The organism is Blastococcus sp. SYSU DS0617, from assembly GCF_054051075.1.
Map to the genome: position 1 here is coordinate 1 of NZ_JBJHAO010000008.1, position 17,435 is coordinate 17,435.

The 17,435-nt window shown below is 74.2% G+C and carries 15 protein-coding genes; 6 read left to right on the forward strand and 9 right to left on the reverse strand.

What is annotated here, in order from left to right; all coding sequences use genetic code 11:
* The 4 genes from ACI793_RS10600 to mce form a co-directional block, all read right to left on the reverse strand.
* A partial coding sequence (locus ACI793_RS10600; protein ID WP_456606338.1) for a DUF4397 domain-containing protein occupies positions 1 to 1,238 on the reverse strand: 1,238 nt, incomplete at its 3' end.
* 77 nt (positions 1,239 to 1,315) lie between these two features.
* Positions 1,316 to 2,605 carry a hypothetical protein gene (locus ACI793_RS10605; RefSeq protein WP_456606339.1) on the reverse strand — a complete coding sequence of 430 codons (1,290 nt, stop codon included), beginning with the start codon at positions 2,603 to 2,605 and terminating at the stop codon, positions 1,316 to 1,318.
* A gap of 156 nt (positions 2,606 to 2,761) precedes the next feature.
* Positions 2,762 to 4,093 carry a crotonyl-CoA carboxylase/reductase gene (gene ccrA / locus ACI793_RS10610; protein WP_456606340.1) on the reverse strand — a complete coding sequence of 444 codons (1,332 nt, stop codon included), beginning with the start codon at positions 4,091 to 4,093 and terminating at the stop codon, positions 2,762 to 2,764.
* A gap of 113 nt (positions 4,094 to 4,206) precedes the next feature.
* Positions 4,207 to 4,668: a methylmalonyl-CoA epimerase gene (gene mce, locus ACI793_RS10615; RefSeq protein ID WP_456606341.1), complete on the reverse strand. Its 462-nt coding sequence runs from the start codon at positions 4,666 to 4,668 to the stop codon at positions 4,207 to 4,209.
* A 202-nt stretch (positions 4,669 to 4,870) separates the two neighbouring features.
* On the opposite strand from mce, the gene ACI793_RS10620 reads away from it, so the two are divergent.
* Both ACI793_RS10620 and meaB read left to right on the forward strand, forming a co-directional pair.
* On the forward strand, positions 4,871 to 6,079 hold the full coding sequence (locus tag ACI793_RS10620; RefSeq protein WP_456606342.1) for an acetyl-CoA C-acetyltransferase: 1,209 nt from the start codon (positions 4,871 to 4,873) through the stop codon (positions 6,077 to 6,079).
* A gap of 122 nt (positions 6,080 to 6,201) precedes the next feature.
* Entirely contained in the window at positions 6,202 to 7,104 is a 903-nt protein-coding gene (gene meaB, locus ACI793_RS10625; RefSeq protein ID WP_456606343.1) for a methylmalonyl Co-A mutase-associated GTPase MeaB, read from the forward strand.
* Here meaB and ACI793_RS10630 read toward each other — a convergent pair.
* Positions 7,068 to 7,961, reverse strand: coding sequence for an MFS transporter permease (locus ACI793_RS10630; RefSeq protein ID WP_456606344.1), 894 nt, complete (start codon positions 7,959 to 7,961; stop codon positions 7,068 to 7,070). The two genes, meaB and ACI793_RS10630, sit on opposite strands and share 37 nt — an antisense overlap.
* Positions 7,958 to 8,449, reverse strand: coding sequence for a hypothetical protein (locus tag ACI793_RS10635; RefSeq protein WP_456606345.1), 492 nt, complete (start codon positions 8,447 to 8,449; stop codon positions 7,958 to 7,960). The genes ACI793_RS10630 and ACI793_RS10635 overlap by 4 nt, the downstream gene beginning before the upstream one ends.
* 136 nt (positions 8,450 to 8,585) lie before the next feature.
* On the opposite strand from ACI793_RS10635, the gene ACI793_RS10640 reads away from it, so the two are divergent.
* Entirely contained in the window at positions 8,586 to 10,064 is a 1,479-nt protein-coding gene (locus ACI793_RS10640; protein ID WP_456606346.1) for a phytoene desaturase family protein, read from the forward strand.
* Positions 10,065 to 10,121: 57 nt separating this feature from the next.
* Here the strand turns inward: ACI793_RS10640 and ACI793_RS10645 are convergent, their stop codons facing one another.
* On the reverse strand, positions 10,122 to 11,012 hold the full coding sequence (locus ACI793_RS10645) for an endonuclease domain-containing protein (protein WP_456606347.1): 891 nt from the start codon (positions 11,010 to 11,012) through the stop codon (positions 10,122 to 10,124).
* A 160-nt stretch (positions 11,013 to 11,172) separates the two neighbouring features.
* Between ACI793_RS10645 and ACI793_RS10650 the strand changes: the two genes are divergently transcribed.
* The 3 genes from ACI793_RS10650 to ACI793_RS10660 are packed head-to-tail and all read left to right on the forward strand — an operon-like array spanning position 11,173 to position 13,128.
* Positions 11,173 to 11,715 (forward strand): MarR family winged helix-turn-helix transcriptional regulator, encoded by a 543-nt coding sequence (locus ACI793_RS10650; protein ID WP_456606348.1) that lies wholly within the window; start codon positions 11,173 to 11,175, stop codon positions 11,713 to 11,715.
* A 26-nt stretch (positions 11,716 to 11,741) separates the two neighbouring features.
* The gene (locus tag ACI793_RS10655) at positions 11,742 to 12,116 is read left to right on the forward strand and encodes a VOC family protein (RefSeq protein ID WP_456606349.1); all 375 of its coding nucleotides are present in this window, start codon (positions 11,742 to 11,744) and stop codon (positions 12,114 to 12,116) included.
* Positions 12,117 to 12,174: 58 nt separating this feature from the next.
* A complete protein-coding gene (locus tag ACI793_RS10660) occupies positions 12,175 to 13,128 on the forward strand; it encodes a tetratricopeptide repeat protein (protein ID WP_456606350.1) in 954 nt (317 codons plus the stop codon).
* Positions 13,129 to 13,139: 11 nt separating this feature from the next.
* Here the strand turns inward: ACI793_RS10660 and ACI793_RS10665 are convergent, their stop codons facing one another.
* Together ACI793_RS10665 and glgB are read right to left on the reverse strand one after the other, a co-directional pair.
* Complete coding sequence (locus ACI793_RS10665; RefSeq protein ID WP_456606351.1) at positions 13,140 to 14,507, reverse strand: neutral zinc metallopeptidase; 1,368 nt, start codon at positions 14,505 to 14,507, stop codon at positions 13,140 to 13,142.
* 45 nt (positions 14,508 to 14,552) lie between these two features.
* Entirely contained in the window at positions 14,553 to 17,423 is a 2,871-nt protein-coding gene (glgB, locus tag ACI793_RS10670; protein ID WP_456606352.1) for a 1,4-alpha-glucan branching protein GlgB, read from the reverse strand.
* Positions 17,424 to 17,435: the final 12 nt, after the last annotated feature.

The following is a 17,435-nucleotide window of genomic DNA, read 5'->3' on the forward strand; positions in this document are numbered from 1 at the left end:
CCCCCCCCCCCCCCCCCCCCCCCCCCCCCCCCCCCCCCCCCCCCCCCCCCCCCCCCCCCCCCCCCCCCCCCCCCCCCCCCCCCCCCCCCCCCCCCCCCCCCCCCCCCCCCCCCCCCCCCCCCCCCGCAGGTGATCAGCCGGAGCTCCGCGCCGGGCACCGGCCCGTAGACGGCGTCGGTCGGGAAGGCGTGCTTGGGCACCCGGACCACCCGGTCGACGGCGAACCGCACGCTGGTGCCGTCGGCCCGGTCGACCGCGATCTCGTCCCCGGGGGCGAGCCGGTCGAGTCCGTCGAACACCGCGGGGCGGCCGGCCCAGTCCACGTGCCCGGCGAGCACCGCGGGCCCCGGCCGGCCCGGAGCCGGACCGGCGACGTACCAGCCGGCCACCACGGGATCGGCCGGCACGGTCAGGGCACCGGCGGCGCCCAGACCGGAGCCGGTCACCGCGGCGTCGATGCCGGCCGCGGGCACGCGCACCCGCACCGGCAGGTCGTCGCCGGCAGCCCGGTCGTGCGCGGCCGCGGCGAGAGCGGCAGCGAGCCGGGGGAACCGGGCGGGCCGCGCGATCGATCCGCCGGCCTCCACCCCGCCCACGGGCTGTACGGCCGGTGCGACGGCGTCCACGAGCGTCCGGACGGTCAGGCCGCCGCCGGGGGCGTCGAGGACCAGCAGGCTCACGACGGTGCCCGCGGTGAGGTCCACCGGCACGGCGGTGTCGTCCGCACCGCCGGTCAGCCGCACCGTCGCCGGGCCGGCCGGGACGGCGGTGTAGCCGGACGCGGCCGTGAAGGGGAGCTCCGCGGCCAGTGCCGGGCCCGTGTCGAGGAGCACGTCGAGGCTGGGCGCCGCGGCCGCCGCCGCGAGCACCCGGACCCGGGCGGTGCCGTCGGCCGGCGCGGTGAGGTCGTCGGGGAGGGGTGTCAGCGCGAGCTCGGCGAAGGTGCCGGACAGCGCGAGGGTGCGGGCCCCGCCGGCGGGCACGTCGACGAGGGCGGAGAGCGCCGGTGGCGTCTCCGGTGGCGTGTCCGCCGGCCGGACGCTCACCGCGTAGCTGCCCGCGGGGAGGGTGCGGTAGCCGCCCACCTCGCCGTAGCCGAGGGCGCCGGCGACGTCGGGTCCCGGGTCCGCGGCCGGCCCACCGGCCGCGGCAGGGGTCAGGGCGACGTCGACGGCCGGGGTGTCGGGGGACAGGTGCGCGATCCGGAGCCGGCCGGACTCATCGCCGGCCGAGGCCACCGGCGCCCCGCCGAGGACCGGGAGCAGGGTCCACAGCAGGGCGGCCGACAGGAGGGCCAGCAGCCTCCGCGGAGCGGTCAGGAACGCCCCTGCCCGACGGGCTGGTCGATCGACTGGGTGGACGGACCGCCGGCCGGAGCGGTGGTCGTACCCGCGGGAGTCTGGCCCGGCCGGGGCGGCAGGGGCAGCTGACGGGTGGCGGGCGCCTCGGCCCGGGTCGGCTGCCGGGTGGCTGCGGACTCCCCGTCACCGCGCGACACCGGCGAGGCCGCGGGCGCGGGCTGGGCCGGCTCGGTGGACTGCTGCGCGGCGGGGGCCGGCTGGGTGACCCGGGGCGTCGGCTGGGGACGCTGCTCGGCGGTGGTGCGCGTCGCCTCGGGCCGCTCGGTCTCGGTGCGCGCGGGCTCCGGACGGGCGGCAGGCTCCGGACGGGCGGCCGGCTCGGGACGGACTTGCTCGGCACGGACCTGCTCGGCACGGGCCTGCTCCGGGCGGGCCTGCTCCGAGCGGGGCTGCTCCGCACGGGCCGGCTCGGGTCGCTCCGTCGCGCGGGGCGCCGGCTGCTCGGCGAGGTCACCGAGGTCGGGCAGGTTGTCCAGCAGGCGGCGGGCCTGGACCAGCCGGCCGGTGAGCTCGTCGCGGACACCGCGGATCGCCTCCGCCTTGGCCTCGGCGTCGGCGACCAGCTGGGCGGCGTGCTGCTCCGCGGCGGCGATCCGCTGCCGTGCGGCCTGCGTGGAGACGCGCTCGCGCTCTTCCTCGGCGCGCGCTGCCTCGGCGCGGCGAGCGCGCTGCGCGATGTCGAAGTCCTCCTCGACCTTGGCGCGCCGGGCCTGCGACTCGGCGTCGAGGCGGGCCACCCGCTCCTGGGCCTTGGCGACCAGCTCGTCGGCGCGCAGCTGGGCCTTCTGCATGATCTGCTCGGCGGCCTGCCGCGCCTCGGCGATCATCCGCTCGACCTCGGCCTGCCCGGCCGCGTGGCGCTCGAGCAGTGCGCGCTCCTCGGCGTCGGTCTGCTCCCGGACCGCCTGGGCGTCGAGCTCGGCGGCCCGCCGGATCTCGCCCGCCTCCTCCTCGGCGAGCTGCAGCATGTGCTGGATGCGCTCGCTGATGTTCTCGAAGGTGGGGGCGGCCGCGGTGGCCGCCTTGCGGCGCAGCGACTCGATCTCGCCGTGCATCGCCGAGAGCTGACCGGCCAGATCGGCGGTGCGGGCGACGGCGGCGTCGCGGTCGGCCAGCGCGATGCGGAAGTCCGCCTCCAGCCGCTCGATCGTGTCGGCGACCTGGCTGCGGTCGTACCCCCGCAGCACCACGTCGAACGAGTGCTGGGCCTCGTGCATCGGCAGTTCGTGGCGGGGGTCGCTCATGGCCACATCCTCGCAGACGGGGGATCGGTCAGTCACCGTGTCGGGCGCTTCATATCCCAGGAGTCCCGGACGCCCCGGGGGCAACGGCAGGGCCGTCGGACGTGCCGAGGGCCCGGCCCCCGGAGGGGAACCGGGCCCTCGGGCTCCGTCGCCTGCTCAGACGCCGCGGAAGCGGTTGATCGCCTCGACGTGCTTCGCGCGCTTCTCGGCGTCCTTGATGCCGAGGCCCTCCTCGGGGGCGAGGGTCAGGACGCCGACCTTGCCCTGGTGGGCGTTGCGGTGGACGTCGAGGGCGGCCTGGCCGACCTCCTCCATCGGGTACACCTTCGACAGGGTCGGGTGGATCAGGCCCTTGTCGATCAGCCGGTTGGCCTCCCACGCCTCCTTGTAGTTGGCGAAGTGGGAGCTGAGGATGTTCTTGAGGTTCATCCACAGGTAGCGGTTGTCGTACTGGTGCATGTAGCCGCTGGTGGAGGCGCAGGTGACGATCGTCCCGCCCTTCTTGGCGACGTAGACGCTGGCGCCGAAGGTCTCGCGGCCGGGGTGCTCGAAGACGATGTCGACGTCCTCGCCGCCGGTCAGCTCACGGATCTTCTTGCCGAAGCGCTGCCACTCCTTGGGGTCCTGGTTGTGCTCGTCCTTCCAGAACTTGTAGCCCTCGGCGGAGCGGTCGATGATCAGCTCGGCGCCCATCTTGCGGACGATCTCCGCCTTCTCCGGGCTGCTGACGACGCACACCGGGATCGCGCCGCCGTTGAGCGCCATCTGGGTGGCGTAGGAGCCCAGGCCACCCGAGGCGCCCCAGATGAGCACCGTGTCGCCCTGCTTCATGTGGGCGCCGTTCCGGCTGACCAGCTGGCGGTAGGCGGTGGAGTTGACCAGCCCCGGGCTGGCGGCCTCCTCCCAGGAGAGGTGGGCAGGCTTGGGCATGAGCTGGTTGCTCTTGACCAGGGCCAGCTCCGCGAGACCGCCGAAGTTGGTCTCGAAGCCCCAGATCCGCTGCTGCGGGTCCATCATCGTGTCGTCGTGGCCGGCCGGGTCCTCGAGCTCCACCGAGAGGCAGTGCGCGACGACCTCGTCACCGGCCTTCCACTTGTTGACGCCGGGGCCGACCCGCAGCACGACGCCGGCGAGGTCGGAGCCGACCACGTGGTAGGGCAGGTCGTGCCGCTTGGTGAGCTCCGACAGGCGGCCGTAGCGCTCCAGGAAGCCGAAGGTCGAGACCGGCTCGAAGATCGACGTCCACACGGTGTTGTAGTTCACCGAGGAGGCCATGACCGCGACGATGGCCTCGCCGGGGCCCAGTTCCGGGGTGGCGACCTCGTCGATGTGGAGGGACTTGCGGGGGTCCTTGTCCTTCGTGGCCACCCCCTCGAACATGTTCTGCTCGTCCTTGCGCACCACGACGGCGCGGTAGGACTCCGGCACGGCGAGGCCGCCCAGTGCGTCCAGCTGGTCGGCGAGGATGGCGTCCCTGATCTCGTTCACGCGAACTCCTGTTCGTGGAAGGCCGTCGACGGCCGGCTCCGAGGGCGGTACGGGCAGTGCAGTGCCGGAGGTTACCGAGCGTTAACCCGGCCGGAACACGGTGGTACCGGCGGTCAGTGCGCGGAGGCCGCCGGCTGGACGAGCTCGACGAGGACGCCGCCGGCGTCCTTCGGGTGGATGAAGTTCACCCGGCTGTCGGAGGTGCCGCGCTTGGGGACGTCGTAGAGCAGCCGCAGGCCGCGCTCGCGCAGGGTGGCGCTGACGGCCTCGACGTCGTCCACCCGGAAGGCCAGCTGCTGCAGGCCGGGGCCCGAGCGGCCGATGAACTTCGCGATCGTCGACTCGGGGGTCAGCGGGGCGAGCAGCTGGATGCGGGTGTCGCCGTCGCCGACGGCGAGCATCGCCTCGCGGACGCCCTGCTCCTCGTTGGTCTCCTCGTGCACCGAGCGCACGCCGAAGGCCTGGGCGTAGAAGGCGATCGCCTCGTCCAGGTCGGGCACCGCGATGCCCACGTGGTCGATGGTGGTGAACAGCCCCTGGGGCAGACCCGAGGACGGCGCGTCGTTGGTGGTCACGTCGGGCATCCTGCCGCGCCTCCGCGCGGGGCGACACTCCGGGGCCGCCGGGATGCCCGGGTCGGGTGACGGGAGTGGGCCAGGCCACGCCGGTCAGGAGGTGGTCCTATCCTGGTATACAGCCCGACGCCGCGCGCTCAGCGCGGTCTGCTCTGTCACTCTCGGTCGCCGGCGTCGGCGGCCCGGCACTGGAGGTCCCCCTATGAGCGAGAACAACAGAGCCCGCTCGGTCATCGTCAGCGGTGCCCGCACCCCGATGGGCCGGCTCCTCGGTGGGCTCAAGGACTTCTCGGCCGCCGACCTGGGGGGCTTCGCGATCAAGGCGGCCCTCGAGCGCGCCGGCATCTCCGGCGACCAGGTCGACTACGTGATCATGGGCCAGGTCATCCAGGCCGGCGCCGGGCAGAACCCGGCCCGCCCCGCCGCCGTCAAGGCCGGCATCCCGATGTCGGTCCCCGCCCTGACCATCAACAAGGTCTGCCTCTCGGGCCTGTCCGCGATCGCCATGGCCGACCAGCTCATCCGCGCCGGCGAGTACGACGTCGTCGTCGCCGGCGGCCAGGAGTCGATGACGCAGGCGCCGCACATACTCGCGAACTCGCGCACCGGCACGAAGTTCGGCGACACCAAGCTCATCGACTCGATGTCGCACGACGGCCTGTCCGACACCTTCGACCAGGTGGCCATGGGCGAGCTGACCGAGAAGGCCAACTCCCGCTACAACCTGACCCGCGAGGAGCAGGACGAGTTCGCCGCGGCCAGCCACCAGAAGGCCGCGCGCTCGCACAAGGACGGCGTCTTCGCCGAGTCGATCACCCCCGTGCTCATCCCGCAGCGCAAGGGCGACCCGATCGAGTTCACCGACGACGAGGGCATCCGCGCGGACACGACCGCGGAGAGCCTGAGCAAGCTGAAGCCGGCCTTCGCCAAGGACGGCACGATCACCGCCGGCACCGCCTCGCAGATCTCCGACGGCGCCTGCGCCGTGGTGGTCATGAGCGCCGCGAAGGCCGCCGAGCTGGGCATCACCCCGATCGCCGAGATCGGTGCCCACGGCGTCGTCGCCGGCCCGGACGCCACGCTGCAGAGCCAGCCGTCCGGGGCCATCAAGAAGGCCTGCGAGCGCGAGGGCATCGACCCGAAGGACCTCGACGTCGTCGAGCTCAACGAGGCGTTCGCCGCCGTCGGCATCGTCTCCACCCGCGAGCTGGGCATCGACCCCGAGAAGGTCAACCCCAACGGTGGCGCGATCGCCCTCGGTCACCCGATCGGCATGAGCGGTGCCCGCGTCGTGCTCGACGTCGCGCTGGAGCTCCGCCGCCGGGGCCTCAAGGTCGGTGCCGCCGCGCTGTGCGGCGGCGGTGGTCAGGGCGACGCCCTGATCCTGCACGCGCCATCCGCCTCGGCGTGACGGAGGTCCCTGCGGGGACCGCGGTCCAGACGTCCGCCCCCGCCGCCTCCGGGCGGCGGGGGCGGCGTGCTGTCGACGTCCCCGCGCTGGTCGAGCGGGCCCGAGAGGGCGACGCCCGCTCGGTGGCCAGACTGATCTCGCTGGTCGAGGACGCCAGTCCCGTCCTGCGCGAGGTGGCCGCGGCGCTGGCGCCGCACACCGGCCGCGCCCAGGTGCTGGGCCTCACCGGCTCGCCGGGTGTCGGCAAGTCCACGACGACGACGGCGCTGGTGCGGGCGCTGCGGCAGGCCGGCAAGCGCGTGGGCGTGCTCGCCGTCGACCCGTCGTCACCGTTCTCCGGCGGCGCCCTGCTCGGTGACCGGGTGCGCATGCAGGACCACGCCGGCGACGGCGGGGTCTTCATCCGGTCCATGGCCTCGCGCGGGCACCTGGGCGGGCTCTCGTGGGCCACCCCCCAGGCGCTGCGCGTGCTGGACGCCGCCGGGTGCGACGTCGTGCTGATCGAGACCGTCGGGGTGGGCCAGTCCGAGCTGGAGATCGCCTCGCTGGCCGACACCACCCTGGTCCTGGTCGCGCCGGGGATGGGCGACGGCATCCAGGCGGCCAAGGCCGGCATCCTCGAGGTCGCCGACGTCTTCGTCGTGAACAAGGCCGACCGGGACGGCGCCCAGCAGGCCGTGCGCGACCTGCGCTACATGCAGTCGCTCGGCGGCCGGTACACCGAGGCCGGTGGCTGGCGCCCGCCCATCTGCACGACGGTGGCCTCCCGCGACACCGACAACGGCGTCGACGACGTGCTGGCCAAGGTCGAGGACCACCGGCGCTGGCTGGAGTCCTCCGGGGAGGGCCACCGCCGGCGTGCCGAGCGCGCGGCGCGGGAGATCGAGGCGATCGCCCTCGCCGCGCTCCGCGAGCGGATCGGCGACCTGCGCGGCTCGTCGGCCCTCGGCGCGCTGGCCGAGCGGGTCGTGGCGGGGGAGACCGATCCCTACGGCGCGGCCGACGAGCTGGTCGCCAGGCTCTGAGGCGCGCGGTCGGTGAACCGGGCGGTCAGCCGCTCCCACGGGAGGATCGACAGGATCGCGATGCAGTGCGGCAGGAAGATGATCGTCACGCCGGCGAACACCATGAGGTGGAAGCCGATGAGGAAGAGCACCAGGCCGATGCGTGCGCGGTCGCTGCGCACGAAGAGCATGAGCGGCGCCGCGAGTTCCAGGACGATCATCACCCACTGCGCCGCCGTCAGCAGCCACGGCACCTCGACCGTCCAGTCCGACATCCACGTGCCCCGGCGCAGGACGGCCCGGGTCAGCGTGGAGCCGGTGGGCCAGTCCCAGCCGCCGAAGCGGATCTTGGCCCAGGCGGCGAGGAAGTAGGTGAGCATGACGGCCACGAGCACGGCCGCCATCGCCCAGCCCGCGGCCTCCGAGCGGCGCATGTCGCGGAACCTCGCCCGGCCGATCGTGGGCAGCACCGCGAGCAGGACGAGGAAGGCGATCCGGTCGTGGTCGACCTTGCCGTAGCTCATCGCGATCACCATCCACTCCAGGTAGAGGAGGAAGACGGCGGAGCCCAGCAGCCGCGGCGCCTTGCCGCTGGCAGCGGCCACCGCGGCCAGCACCAGCGCCCACTGGACGACGACGATCAGCGTGTGCGTGGGGGTGGGCAGGTGCAGCACCCGCCCGATGAGCAGCGGGGCGTACCACTCGGTGGGGACGTCGGCGTGCGCGCGGACCCAGGCGGTGGTCAGGAACACGTCGACCGGGATGAACAGGTAGGCGATCACGCGGACCACCGCGATCCGCGCCAGCGGCACCGGGGTGAACCACCACCGGCTGGTCAGGGGCGCTGCGGTCGGGGTCGGGTTCGCGGTCGTGCTCACGATGCGTCGTCCTCCAGCTCGAACTCGACGACGACGGTGTCGGTGTAGTCGCCCGTAGGCTTGCCGTCGGCCAGCTCGAACTTGCGGTGCACCATCTGGACGGCCACGAGCTCCGGCGCGTCCGGGTTGGCGTCGGCGAACGCGTCGGCGAGCAGTCCCAGCAGCTCCGGGTGCTCGCGCAGCCGGTTGATCTGCCCCTCGAACTCCGCGCGTCGCAGCCCGACCTGGCCACCGGACAGCCGGACCTCCTCGCCGGCGGCGGTCACCCCGACCGCCCGGGTGGAGATCACCGGGGTGTTCGGGTCGTTGCGCGTCGAGTACATGCGGAAGGGCCCGAACGGGAACGCGTCGTCGTCGCCCCAGACGGTGCCCGCGAGCAGCAGCGCCAGCACGACGACGACGGCCGCGAGGCGGCTCCGGCGCCCCGCCGGTGTCAGCCGGAGCACCTCCGGCTCGGCCGTCGGTGGGAGATCGAGGGAGGACTGCACCGGGGGAGGCTAGAGCCGGCCGGGCCCGGGTCGCCACGGGCGCGCGCGCGAGGGCGGCCGGTACGCCTCAGCTGCACGGCCCGACTCACGAGCCACGGAACTTGCGCATCGGGGATGCCCTCGTGAGGATCACCCGGTGAGTGGGCGTGCTGGACGACCCGATGCCGTCGTCGTCGGAGCGGGGCCCAACGGGCTGGCCGCGGCGCTGCGGCTGTCCGCGGCGGGGCTCCGCGTGCAGGTGGTGGATGCCGGCGACCGCCCCGGCGGCGGGATGCGCACGGAGGAGCTGATCCGTCCGGGCTTCCACCACGACGTCTGCTCGACCGTGCAGCCCATGGCGGTCGCGGCGCCGTTCTTCCGCGAGTTCGACGTGGAGAGCCGCGGGGTGCGGTTCGTCCAGCCCGAGATCAACTTCGCGCACCCGCTGGACGGCGGGCGGGCGGCGCTGTCGTTCCGCTCGCTGGAGGAGACGGCCGTGGGGCTCGGGGCGGACGCCGAGGCCTACCGACGGCTGTTCGGTCCGCTGGTCGAGCACGGCACCGACATCATCGACTTCTTCCTGTCCAGCCGGCTGCGCTCGCTGCCGACGAAGAGCGTCGCGCAGGTCACCAGGTTCGCCCTCACCGGCCTGCCGAACGTGCGCTGGCTGGCCAACCGGTACTTCGACACCCCGGAGGGCCGCGCGCTCGTGGCGGGGGCCGGCGCGCACGGGATGCTCGACCTCGCCCAGCCCCTCACCTCGGCGCTGGGGATGCTCCTGGCGATGCTCTCCCACCACGCGGGGTGGCCGTTGATCGAGGGCGGCTCGCAGAAGCTCGCCGACGCGATGGTCACCGCGCTCGAGGAGCAGGGCGGCGAGGTCGTCACCGGGCACCGGGTCACCGACCTCCGGGAGTTCGAGGGCGTGCCGGCCGTGCTGCTGGACACCACCCCCGAGGACTTCGTGACGATGGCCGGCGACCGGCTGAACGAGGGCTACCGGCGCTGGGTCCGGCGGTACAAGCACGGCGCCGGCGTCTTCAAGATCGATTGGATCCTCTCCGAGCCCGTGCCGTGGACCAACCCCGACGTGCGGCGCGCCGGCACCATCCACGTCGCCGGCGACCTCGAGGAGACCCTCGCGGGGGAGCGGGCGCCCAACCAGGGCCGGCTGACCGACAAGCCCTACGTGCTCGCCGTGCAGCCCACGGTGCCCGACCCGACGCGGGCGCCGGAGGGTGGCCACATCTTCTGGGCCTACGTGCACGTGCCGCACGGTGCCGACGTCGACATGACCGGGCCCATCGAGGACCAGATCGAGCGGTTCGCGCCCGGGTTCAAGGACACCGTCGTGGCGCGGGCGACGAAGAACGCCGTGCAGATGGAGCAGTGGAACCCGAGCTACCTCGGGGGCGACATCTCCAACGGGCGGGCCACGCTCCGCCAGATGCTGGCCCGGCCGGTGCCCCGCTGGAACACCTACCGGACGCCGGTCGAGGGCGTGTACCTCGCGTCCGCGGCGACCCCGCCCGGGCCGGCGGTGCACGGCATGTGCGGCGACCTCTCCGCACGGGTGGCGCTCCGCGACGTCTTCGGCGTCCGCGACGTGCCGCCGCTGCGTCCGGCCCTCGGCTGACTTCCTCCTGCGCCCGCATGCGCATCGGCGTCGTCACCACGTCGCCGGAGGCCGCGCTCAGCCGTACCGGCGCGGGGACAGCACAGCGGTGAGGCGGGCGATCAGCCCAGCGGGGTCGCGGAGGTCCGCCGCCGTCGCGAAGACGACGGTCCACCCAGCGGCGGTGAGGTCGTTGAGCCGTCGCCGGTCGCGCCCCACCTGCTGCGCCTGCCCGTGCCAGACGCCCTCGTACTCGAGGGCCACCTTCGCCTCCGGCCAGGCGAAGTCGGTCCGCGCGACGAACTGCCCGGCGGCGCCCCGGATCGTGCACTGCGCAACAGGGCGAGGCAGCGGGCTGGAGAGCAGCACCAGTCGGAGGCGCGTCTCCTGAGGTGACCCGGCCAGGCCGTCGGCGAGCTCGGCGGCCCGGCGCACGGAGCGGCAGCCGGGCCCGCCGAGCGCGGACGCTGCTCGACGCAGCTCCCCGAGGGTCAGGAGGCCGGCGCCGATCACCTGGTCCAGGGCGACCACGGCCTCCTGCACGGGCTGGATGCGGGCGACGTCCACCGCGGTCCGGATCGGCGTGGTCACGCGGACGCCGCCGCGGACGACGACGTCGTCCGCCGGCAGGCTCCGCCGCGAGATCCGGATGCCGCGGACCGCCCCCGCGCGGCAGTCCGGCGGGACGGTGAGTTCGACGTCGTCGTCCGCGTCGGCGAGCGGGACGCCCCAGAGCACGGCTGCGCTGCGCCCGCTGATGCAGGCACCGCGCACTGCCAGAGCGGCCGCTGCCCTGGCGCGGCACTCGTGGTCGACGGCCAGCGAGGCGCAGGCGTAGACGTCGGGGAAGAGCCGTCGCCAGGCGGCGCTGCGCAGCTGCCCCTTCGTCAGGCGGCCCGACCGCACCTGGTCGGACCCGCGGAACAGTTTCCCGCGCAGCGCGGGCGGACGGGTCGGGGGGACCGGCATCCGTGCACTCTGCCGTTCTCTGCGGAGGTGCTGGATCGCCCGTCCACAGGCTGGGCGCCCGCATGCGCATCGGCGTCGTCACCACGTCACCGGACGCAGCGCTCATCCGTACCGGCGCGATCCGGACGGAGCCGCGCGGGGCGCCGGTAGCGTCGCGACCATGGTGCGACCGCTGGGGCTGCCGTTCGACCCGATCGAGCGGGCGGCCGAGACGTGGGAGGAGCGCTTCGGCCCGGCCGCGACGATGCGGGCCGCCACGTCGGTGTTCCGCGTGCAGCAGATCCTGGTGGCCCGCTTCGACGGGGTGCTCAAGCCGCACGGGCTGACCTTCGCGCGGTACGAGGTCCTCGTGCTGCTCTCCTTCAGCCGCACCGGGGAGCTACCGCTGAAGGTGATCGGGAGCCGGCTGATGGTGCACCCCACCAGCGTCACGAACGCCATCGACCGGCTCGTCGCGGCCGGCTACGTCGACCGGCGTCCCAACCCCGCCGACGGGCGCGGGGTGCTCGCCGGGATCACCGAGGCAGGGCGAGCGGTGGTCGAGGTCGGCACCCGCGCACTCACGGACCTGGACTTCGGCCTGGGGGACCTCCGGGACGGCGAGCTGGACACCCTGTTCGACGTGCTGCGCCGCGTCCGGCTGGGCGCCGGCGACGTGGCGGGCGGGGACGCCGGCGCGGCCCCGGACGGAGCCCGTTCCTGACAGACCCGTCCGGCACTCTGCCGGGCATGACGGACACCACCGCACACAGGCACCACTCCATCGACTACGTCGAGCTCACGGTGACCGACCTCGCCGCGGCCAAGCGGTTCTACTCCGCGGCCTTCGGCTGGGGCTTCACCGACTACGGACCGGCGTACTCCGGGATCCGGGGCGTGACGGAGGGCGCGCCGGAGGCGGGCGGCCTCCGGCTGGACAGCGAGCCGCCACGGCCCGGTGGCCCGCTGGTCCTGCTCTTCTCCGCCGACCTGGACCGGACGGTCGCCGCGGTCGAGGCGGCCGGGGGGCGGGTGACCGACGGCCCGTACGCCTTCCCCGGCGGCCGGCGCTTCCACTTCACCGACCCCAGCGGCAACGAGCTCGGGGTCTGGGCCGAGGCCTGAGGGCCGCGACCGCACCCGGGCCCGACACGCCCGTGCGCGCGGTGGGATGATCGAGGTCATGCAGCCGACCCGACCCGGACGCCCCGACCCCCGCCAGGCCCAGCTGGCCGCCACCATGGCCGGGGCCGTCGATCTCGCCGCCGTCAAGGCGCGGTCCGAGGCCGCCGCGCGCGCCCAGGCCGCGCCGCCGCCGAGCGCCGCCGCTCCCGCCGGGGCGTCGGGCAGCGCGGTCGTGGACGTCACCGAGGCCACCTTCCAGGCCGAGGTGCTGGACCGCTCCTTCCAGGTGCCGGTCGTGCTCGACCTGTGGGCCGAGTGGTGCGGTCCGTGCAAGCAGCTCTCGCCGGTGCTCGAGCGGCTCGCCGCCGAGGGGGGCGGTTCCTGGGTGCTGGCCAAGGTCGACGTCGACGCCAACCAGGCGCTGGCCCAGGGCCTGCGGGTGCAGGGCATCCCCGCGGTCAAGGCCGTGTGGCAGGGCCAGCTGGTCGCCGAGTTCAACGGCGCCATCCCCGAGGAGCAGGCGCGCGAGTTCGTCGCCGAGCTCGTCCGCGCCACCACCGGGGGAGCGGTCCCGGCCGACGGGGAGCCCGCGCCCGAGGCCGAGGACCCCCGGCTGGACGCCGCCGAGGCAGCGCTCGAGCGCGGTGACCTCGCCGCCGCGGAGGCCGCCTACGAGGCGATCCTCGCCGAGGAGCCGAACCATCCGGACGCCGGCATCGCGCTGCGGCAGGTGCAGCTGTTCCGCCGCGCCGAGGAGGCCGGGCCCGACGCGCTGGCGAAGGCCGACGCCGCTCCCGACGACATCACGGCGCAGACCCGGGCCGCGGACTTCCTCCTCGGCACCGGCGACGTCGAGGGCGCCTTCGAGCGGCTGCTGTCGGTGATCCGCCGGACCGCGGGGGAGGAGCGCGACCAGGCCCGCAAGCACCTGGTGGAGCTGTTCGCCGTCGTGGGCGACCAGGACCCCCGCGTGGGCCCCGCCCGCCGGGCCCTCACGACGGCGCTCTTCTAGGCCCCGCTCGGCTAGGTGTCGAGGCCGCAGGCGTCGAGCCCCTGGACGAAGCCGTTGCGGAAGAGGTCGACCAGCTGGAACCCGGTGAGGTCGGCGTCCGGGACGACGGAGGGCTCGCCGCCGAAGGCGAGCAGGAACTGCACGCTCTCGTCGATGTCCCCGGGTGAGACGGAGGTCCCGCCCGCCTGGCCCGCGTAGACCTGCGCGGCGTACCAGCCGCTGAGGCAGACCGCCGAGCGGAGGGCCTCCTCGCCGTCTGTGGACAGCCCGAGCTGGTCGCGGACCGCCAGTCCGTAGGGCAGCGCGACGGCGGTCGCGACGGCGAAGTCGCCGAGGTCCTCGTACGCCGGAGCGGCCAGATCGGTCCGGTCGAACGCCACCAGGTTCTCGTCGGCGCAGTAGACGAGGTCGAGGCCGGCATCGGTGGCGCAGCCGGGGGCGTCGCCGTCGAACGAGGCGATCGTGGGCGGCTCGAAGCCGGTCACCGCCTGCTCCCACGCGGCCGGCAGGGACCTGTCGATGATCTCGAGCAGCTCGCCGTACGGCGCGTTCCCGCCCCTGTCGAGGTCCTCGTCGCTGAGGAACGGTTCCTGGGTGAAGACCCGGTCGGGCCCGAAGTTGTCCCGGCAGGCCGCGGTGCCGCTGTCGAAGCCCTCCTGGAAGGCGGCGACGCGGTCGAAGTAGGAGCCGTGCGCCTGCTGCTCACCGGGGTTGGTGCCCACCGGGTCGCGCAGCAGCAGATAGCCACGCAGCAGTTCGTCGAGCTCGGGGGTCCGCAGCACCGAGTGCTCGGCCTCGCCGTCGGCGACCCAGCGCGTCCAGGTGCCGGCCAGGCAGTCGGCCTGGGTCTCGACGGCGATCGAGACCGGCGGTGCGCCCACGCGGGCCTGCACGGCGTGGGCGAACTCGTGCGCCATCACCAGCGCCGGGATGAACCGGCCGTACTCCGCGCCCAGGTCGGCCAGGAAGGTGCGGTCGTAGCTGATCGAGTCGGAGTTCGGGGCATCGCGGGCGACGCAGTAGAAGGCGTTGTTCTCGACGTCACCGGCGACGCTGCCGCAGCCGATGCCGCGAGGGTAGGCAGCCGGGTCGGCATTGCCGGGATCGACGCTGAAGTAGCCGCCGGCCAGGGGCTCGAAGGCGATGCCGAAGTCCTCGGGGAACCGCTCCGCCCAGAAGACCTCCAGGTCGGTGAGCGCGTTGCGGGCCAGCACGTCCACCGGCTCTCCGGTCGCACCGGTGATCCCGGTCTCCCCGGCGGCGACGTCGGTGACCGGCGGCCGGGCCGGGGTGGCCTGGCCCACCACGACCACCGAGCACCCGGTCAGGACGACCAGCGAGAACGCGACGGCGGTGAGCCTCGCCCACCGCCGTCGCATGCTGCTCGCCCCCACGAAGCGGACCGGTACCCGTGCGGGCGTCGATCAGGCCTCGTGCAGGAACCAGACCGTGCCCAGGGGAGGTGCGGCGATCGTGGCCGAGTACGGCTGCCCGTGCCAGGGCTCCGCGACGGCCTCGACGCCGCCGAGATTGCCCACCCCGGAGCCGCCGTACCCCTCGGCGTCGGTGTTGAGCACCTCGCGCCAGTAGCCCGGGCGCGGCAGGCCGATCCGGTACTCGTGGTGCGGGGTGCCGGCGAAGTTGACCACGCAGGCGAGCGCCGAGCGGCTGTCCGCGGGAGCCGCGTCCTGGCTCCCCGTGGCCGCCTCCTGGTCCTCGGCGGCGTCGCCCTCAGCGGGCGGCGCGGCGTCCGCCGGCGTCGTGGACCTCCCGTAGCGCAGGAAGGACAGGGTGTTGCCGCCGGCGTCGTTGGCGTCGATCCACTGGAAGCCCGAGGGGTCGATGTCGTGGGCCCACAGCGCGTCCAGTTCGCGGTAGCGGCTGTTGAGGTCGGTGACCAGCTGGAGGATCCCGCGGTGCGCGGGGTCGTCGAGGTGCCACCAGTCCAGCGACCGGCTCTCGGCCCACTCGGAGTCCTGGGCGAACTCCGAGCCCATGAACAGCAGCTGCTTGCCGGGGTGCGCCCACATGTAAGCGTAGTAGGCGCGCAGGTTGGCCAGCTGCTGCCAGCGGTCACCCGGCATCTTCCGCAGCATCGAGCCCTTACCGTAGACCACCTCGTCGTGGCTGATCGGCAGCACGAAGTTCTCGGAGTAGGCGTAGTGCATCGAGAACGTGAGCTGACCGTGGTGGAAGCTGCGGTACACCGGCTCCCGCTCCACGTAGGCCAGCGAGTCGTGCATCCAGCCCATGTTCCACTTGAACCCGAAGCCCAGGCCGCCCAGGTGCGTGGGCCGGGTGACGCCCGGCCAGGCGGTCGACTCCTCAGCGATCGTCATGACGCCGGGGACCTCGCGGTAGACGGTGGCGTTGAACTCCTGCAGGAACGCGACCGCCTCGAGGTTCTCCCGGCCGCCGTACTGGTTGGGCAGCCACTCGGTCCGCGAGTAGTCCAGGTACAGCATCGAGGCGACCGCGTCGACGCGGATGCCGTCGACGTGGAACTCCTTGCACCAGAACAGCGCGTTGGCGACCAGGAAGTTGCGGACCTCGGAGCGGCCGAAGTCGAAGACCAGCGTGCCCCAGTCCAGCTGCTCGCCACGGCGGGGGTCGCCGTGCTCGTAGAGCGACGTGCCGTCGAACCGGGCCAGCGCCCACTCGTCCTTCGGGAAGTGGGCGGGCACCCAGTCGACGATGACCCCGATGCCGGCCTGGTGGGCGCGGTCGATCAGGTAGCGCAGGTCGTCGGGGCTGCCGAAGCGCGAGGTGGGCGCGTAGTACGAGGTGACCTGGTAGCCCCACGAGCCACCGAAGGGGTGCTCGGCCAGCGGCATGAACTCGATGTGGGTGAAGCCCGCCGCGACGACGTAGTCGACCAGCTCGTCGGCCATCTCGCGGTAGGACAGCCCCTGCCGCCAGGAGCCGGCGTGCACCTCGTAGACGCTCATCGGCTTCTCGTGCCAGCCGGCGGAGGCACGCTCGGCCAGCCAGGCGTCGTCGTTCCACTCGTGGGTGGACTCGGTGACGACCGAGGCGTTCAGCGGCGGCACCTCGGTCGCGAAGGCCATCGGGTCGGACTTCTGCCGCCACACGCCGTCGGCACCCAGGACGTGGTAGCGGTACCGGCTGCCGACCGGGACGCCGGGCACGAAGATCTCCCACACGCCCGAGGAGCCCAGGGAGCGCATCGGGTAGGCCCGCGCCTCCCAGTAGTCGAAGTCGCCGGTGACCTTGACGCCCTGGGCATTCGGCGCCCAGACGGCGAACGAGACGCCGTCGACGGTGCCACGCGGGGTGTCGTAGCGCCGCACGTGCGCCCCGAGCACCTCCCACAGCCGCTCGTGCCGGCCCTCGCGGATGAGGTGCTCGTCGACCGGGCCGAGGGTCGGCAGCCACCGGTAGGGGTCGTCGACCGTGTAGCGCGTCGTACCGCCCTGGCCGTCGGGGTACTCGACCTCGATGCGGTAGTCGCCCGGCTGCCGCGGGACGGTGGCCTCGTAGATGCCGCCGGGGTGCACCTGGCGGGCGTCGTGGCGGCTGCCGTCCTCGTCGAGCACGGTCACGGAGACGGCGTCGGGGCGCAGGGTGCGCACGACCCAGCCATCGCCGGCCTCGTGCGCGCCCAGGACGCGGTGCGGGTCGTGCGACCAGCCGTCCACGATCGCGCGCAGGTCGTCCTCGCCCACCTCGCCGAGGGTGGGCTGCCCGCCGGCGGTCGCCGGCCCGCCGGCGGCGGCACCGTCGGACACGGCACCGTCGGAGGCGGGTTCCGCCGGCGCGGCCGGCGCCGGGGCGGAGGCCACGCCACCGTCCTCGGGAGCCTGCGGCGTGCTCGGCTCGGCGGGGTCCGGGTCCGGCGCCTCGGGCGGTGCGGCGGGGCTGCCGGCCGGATTCCCCGGCTCGGCGATCGGTGCCGGGGCGACCACCGGCGCCGTCGTGGTGCCGCCACCCTCGGGCGCGGTGGAGGCGGTGCTCTCCTGCTCGGCCGTCGTCTGCACGTCGTCCGGAGCGGTGTTGCCGGTGGCCGGCTCGGCGGCGGGAGTCCGCTTCGCGGTCGCCTTCTTCGCCGGCGTCGCCTTCTTCGCGGGCGTCGCCTTCTTCGCGGGCGCGGCCTTCTTCGCCGGCGTGGTCTTCTTCGCCGCGGGCTTCGCGGCTGCCCGGGTCGTCTTCTTCGCCGGGGCGTTGATCACGGGTTCGGTGCCGGCGGCCGCCTCCGCGGCGGCCACGCGCTCCTCGACGGCTCGCTGCAGGTCGTCCTTGTCGGCCACCGGGTCCTTCCGGTCATCGCTGCTCATCGTGTCGTCCTC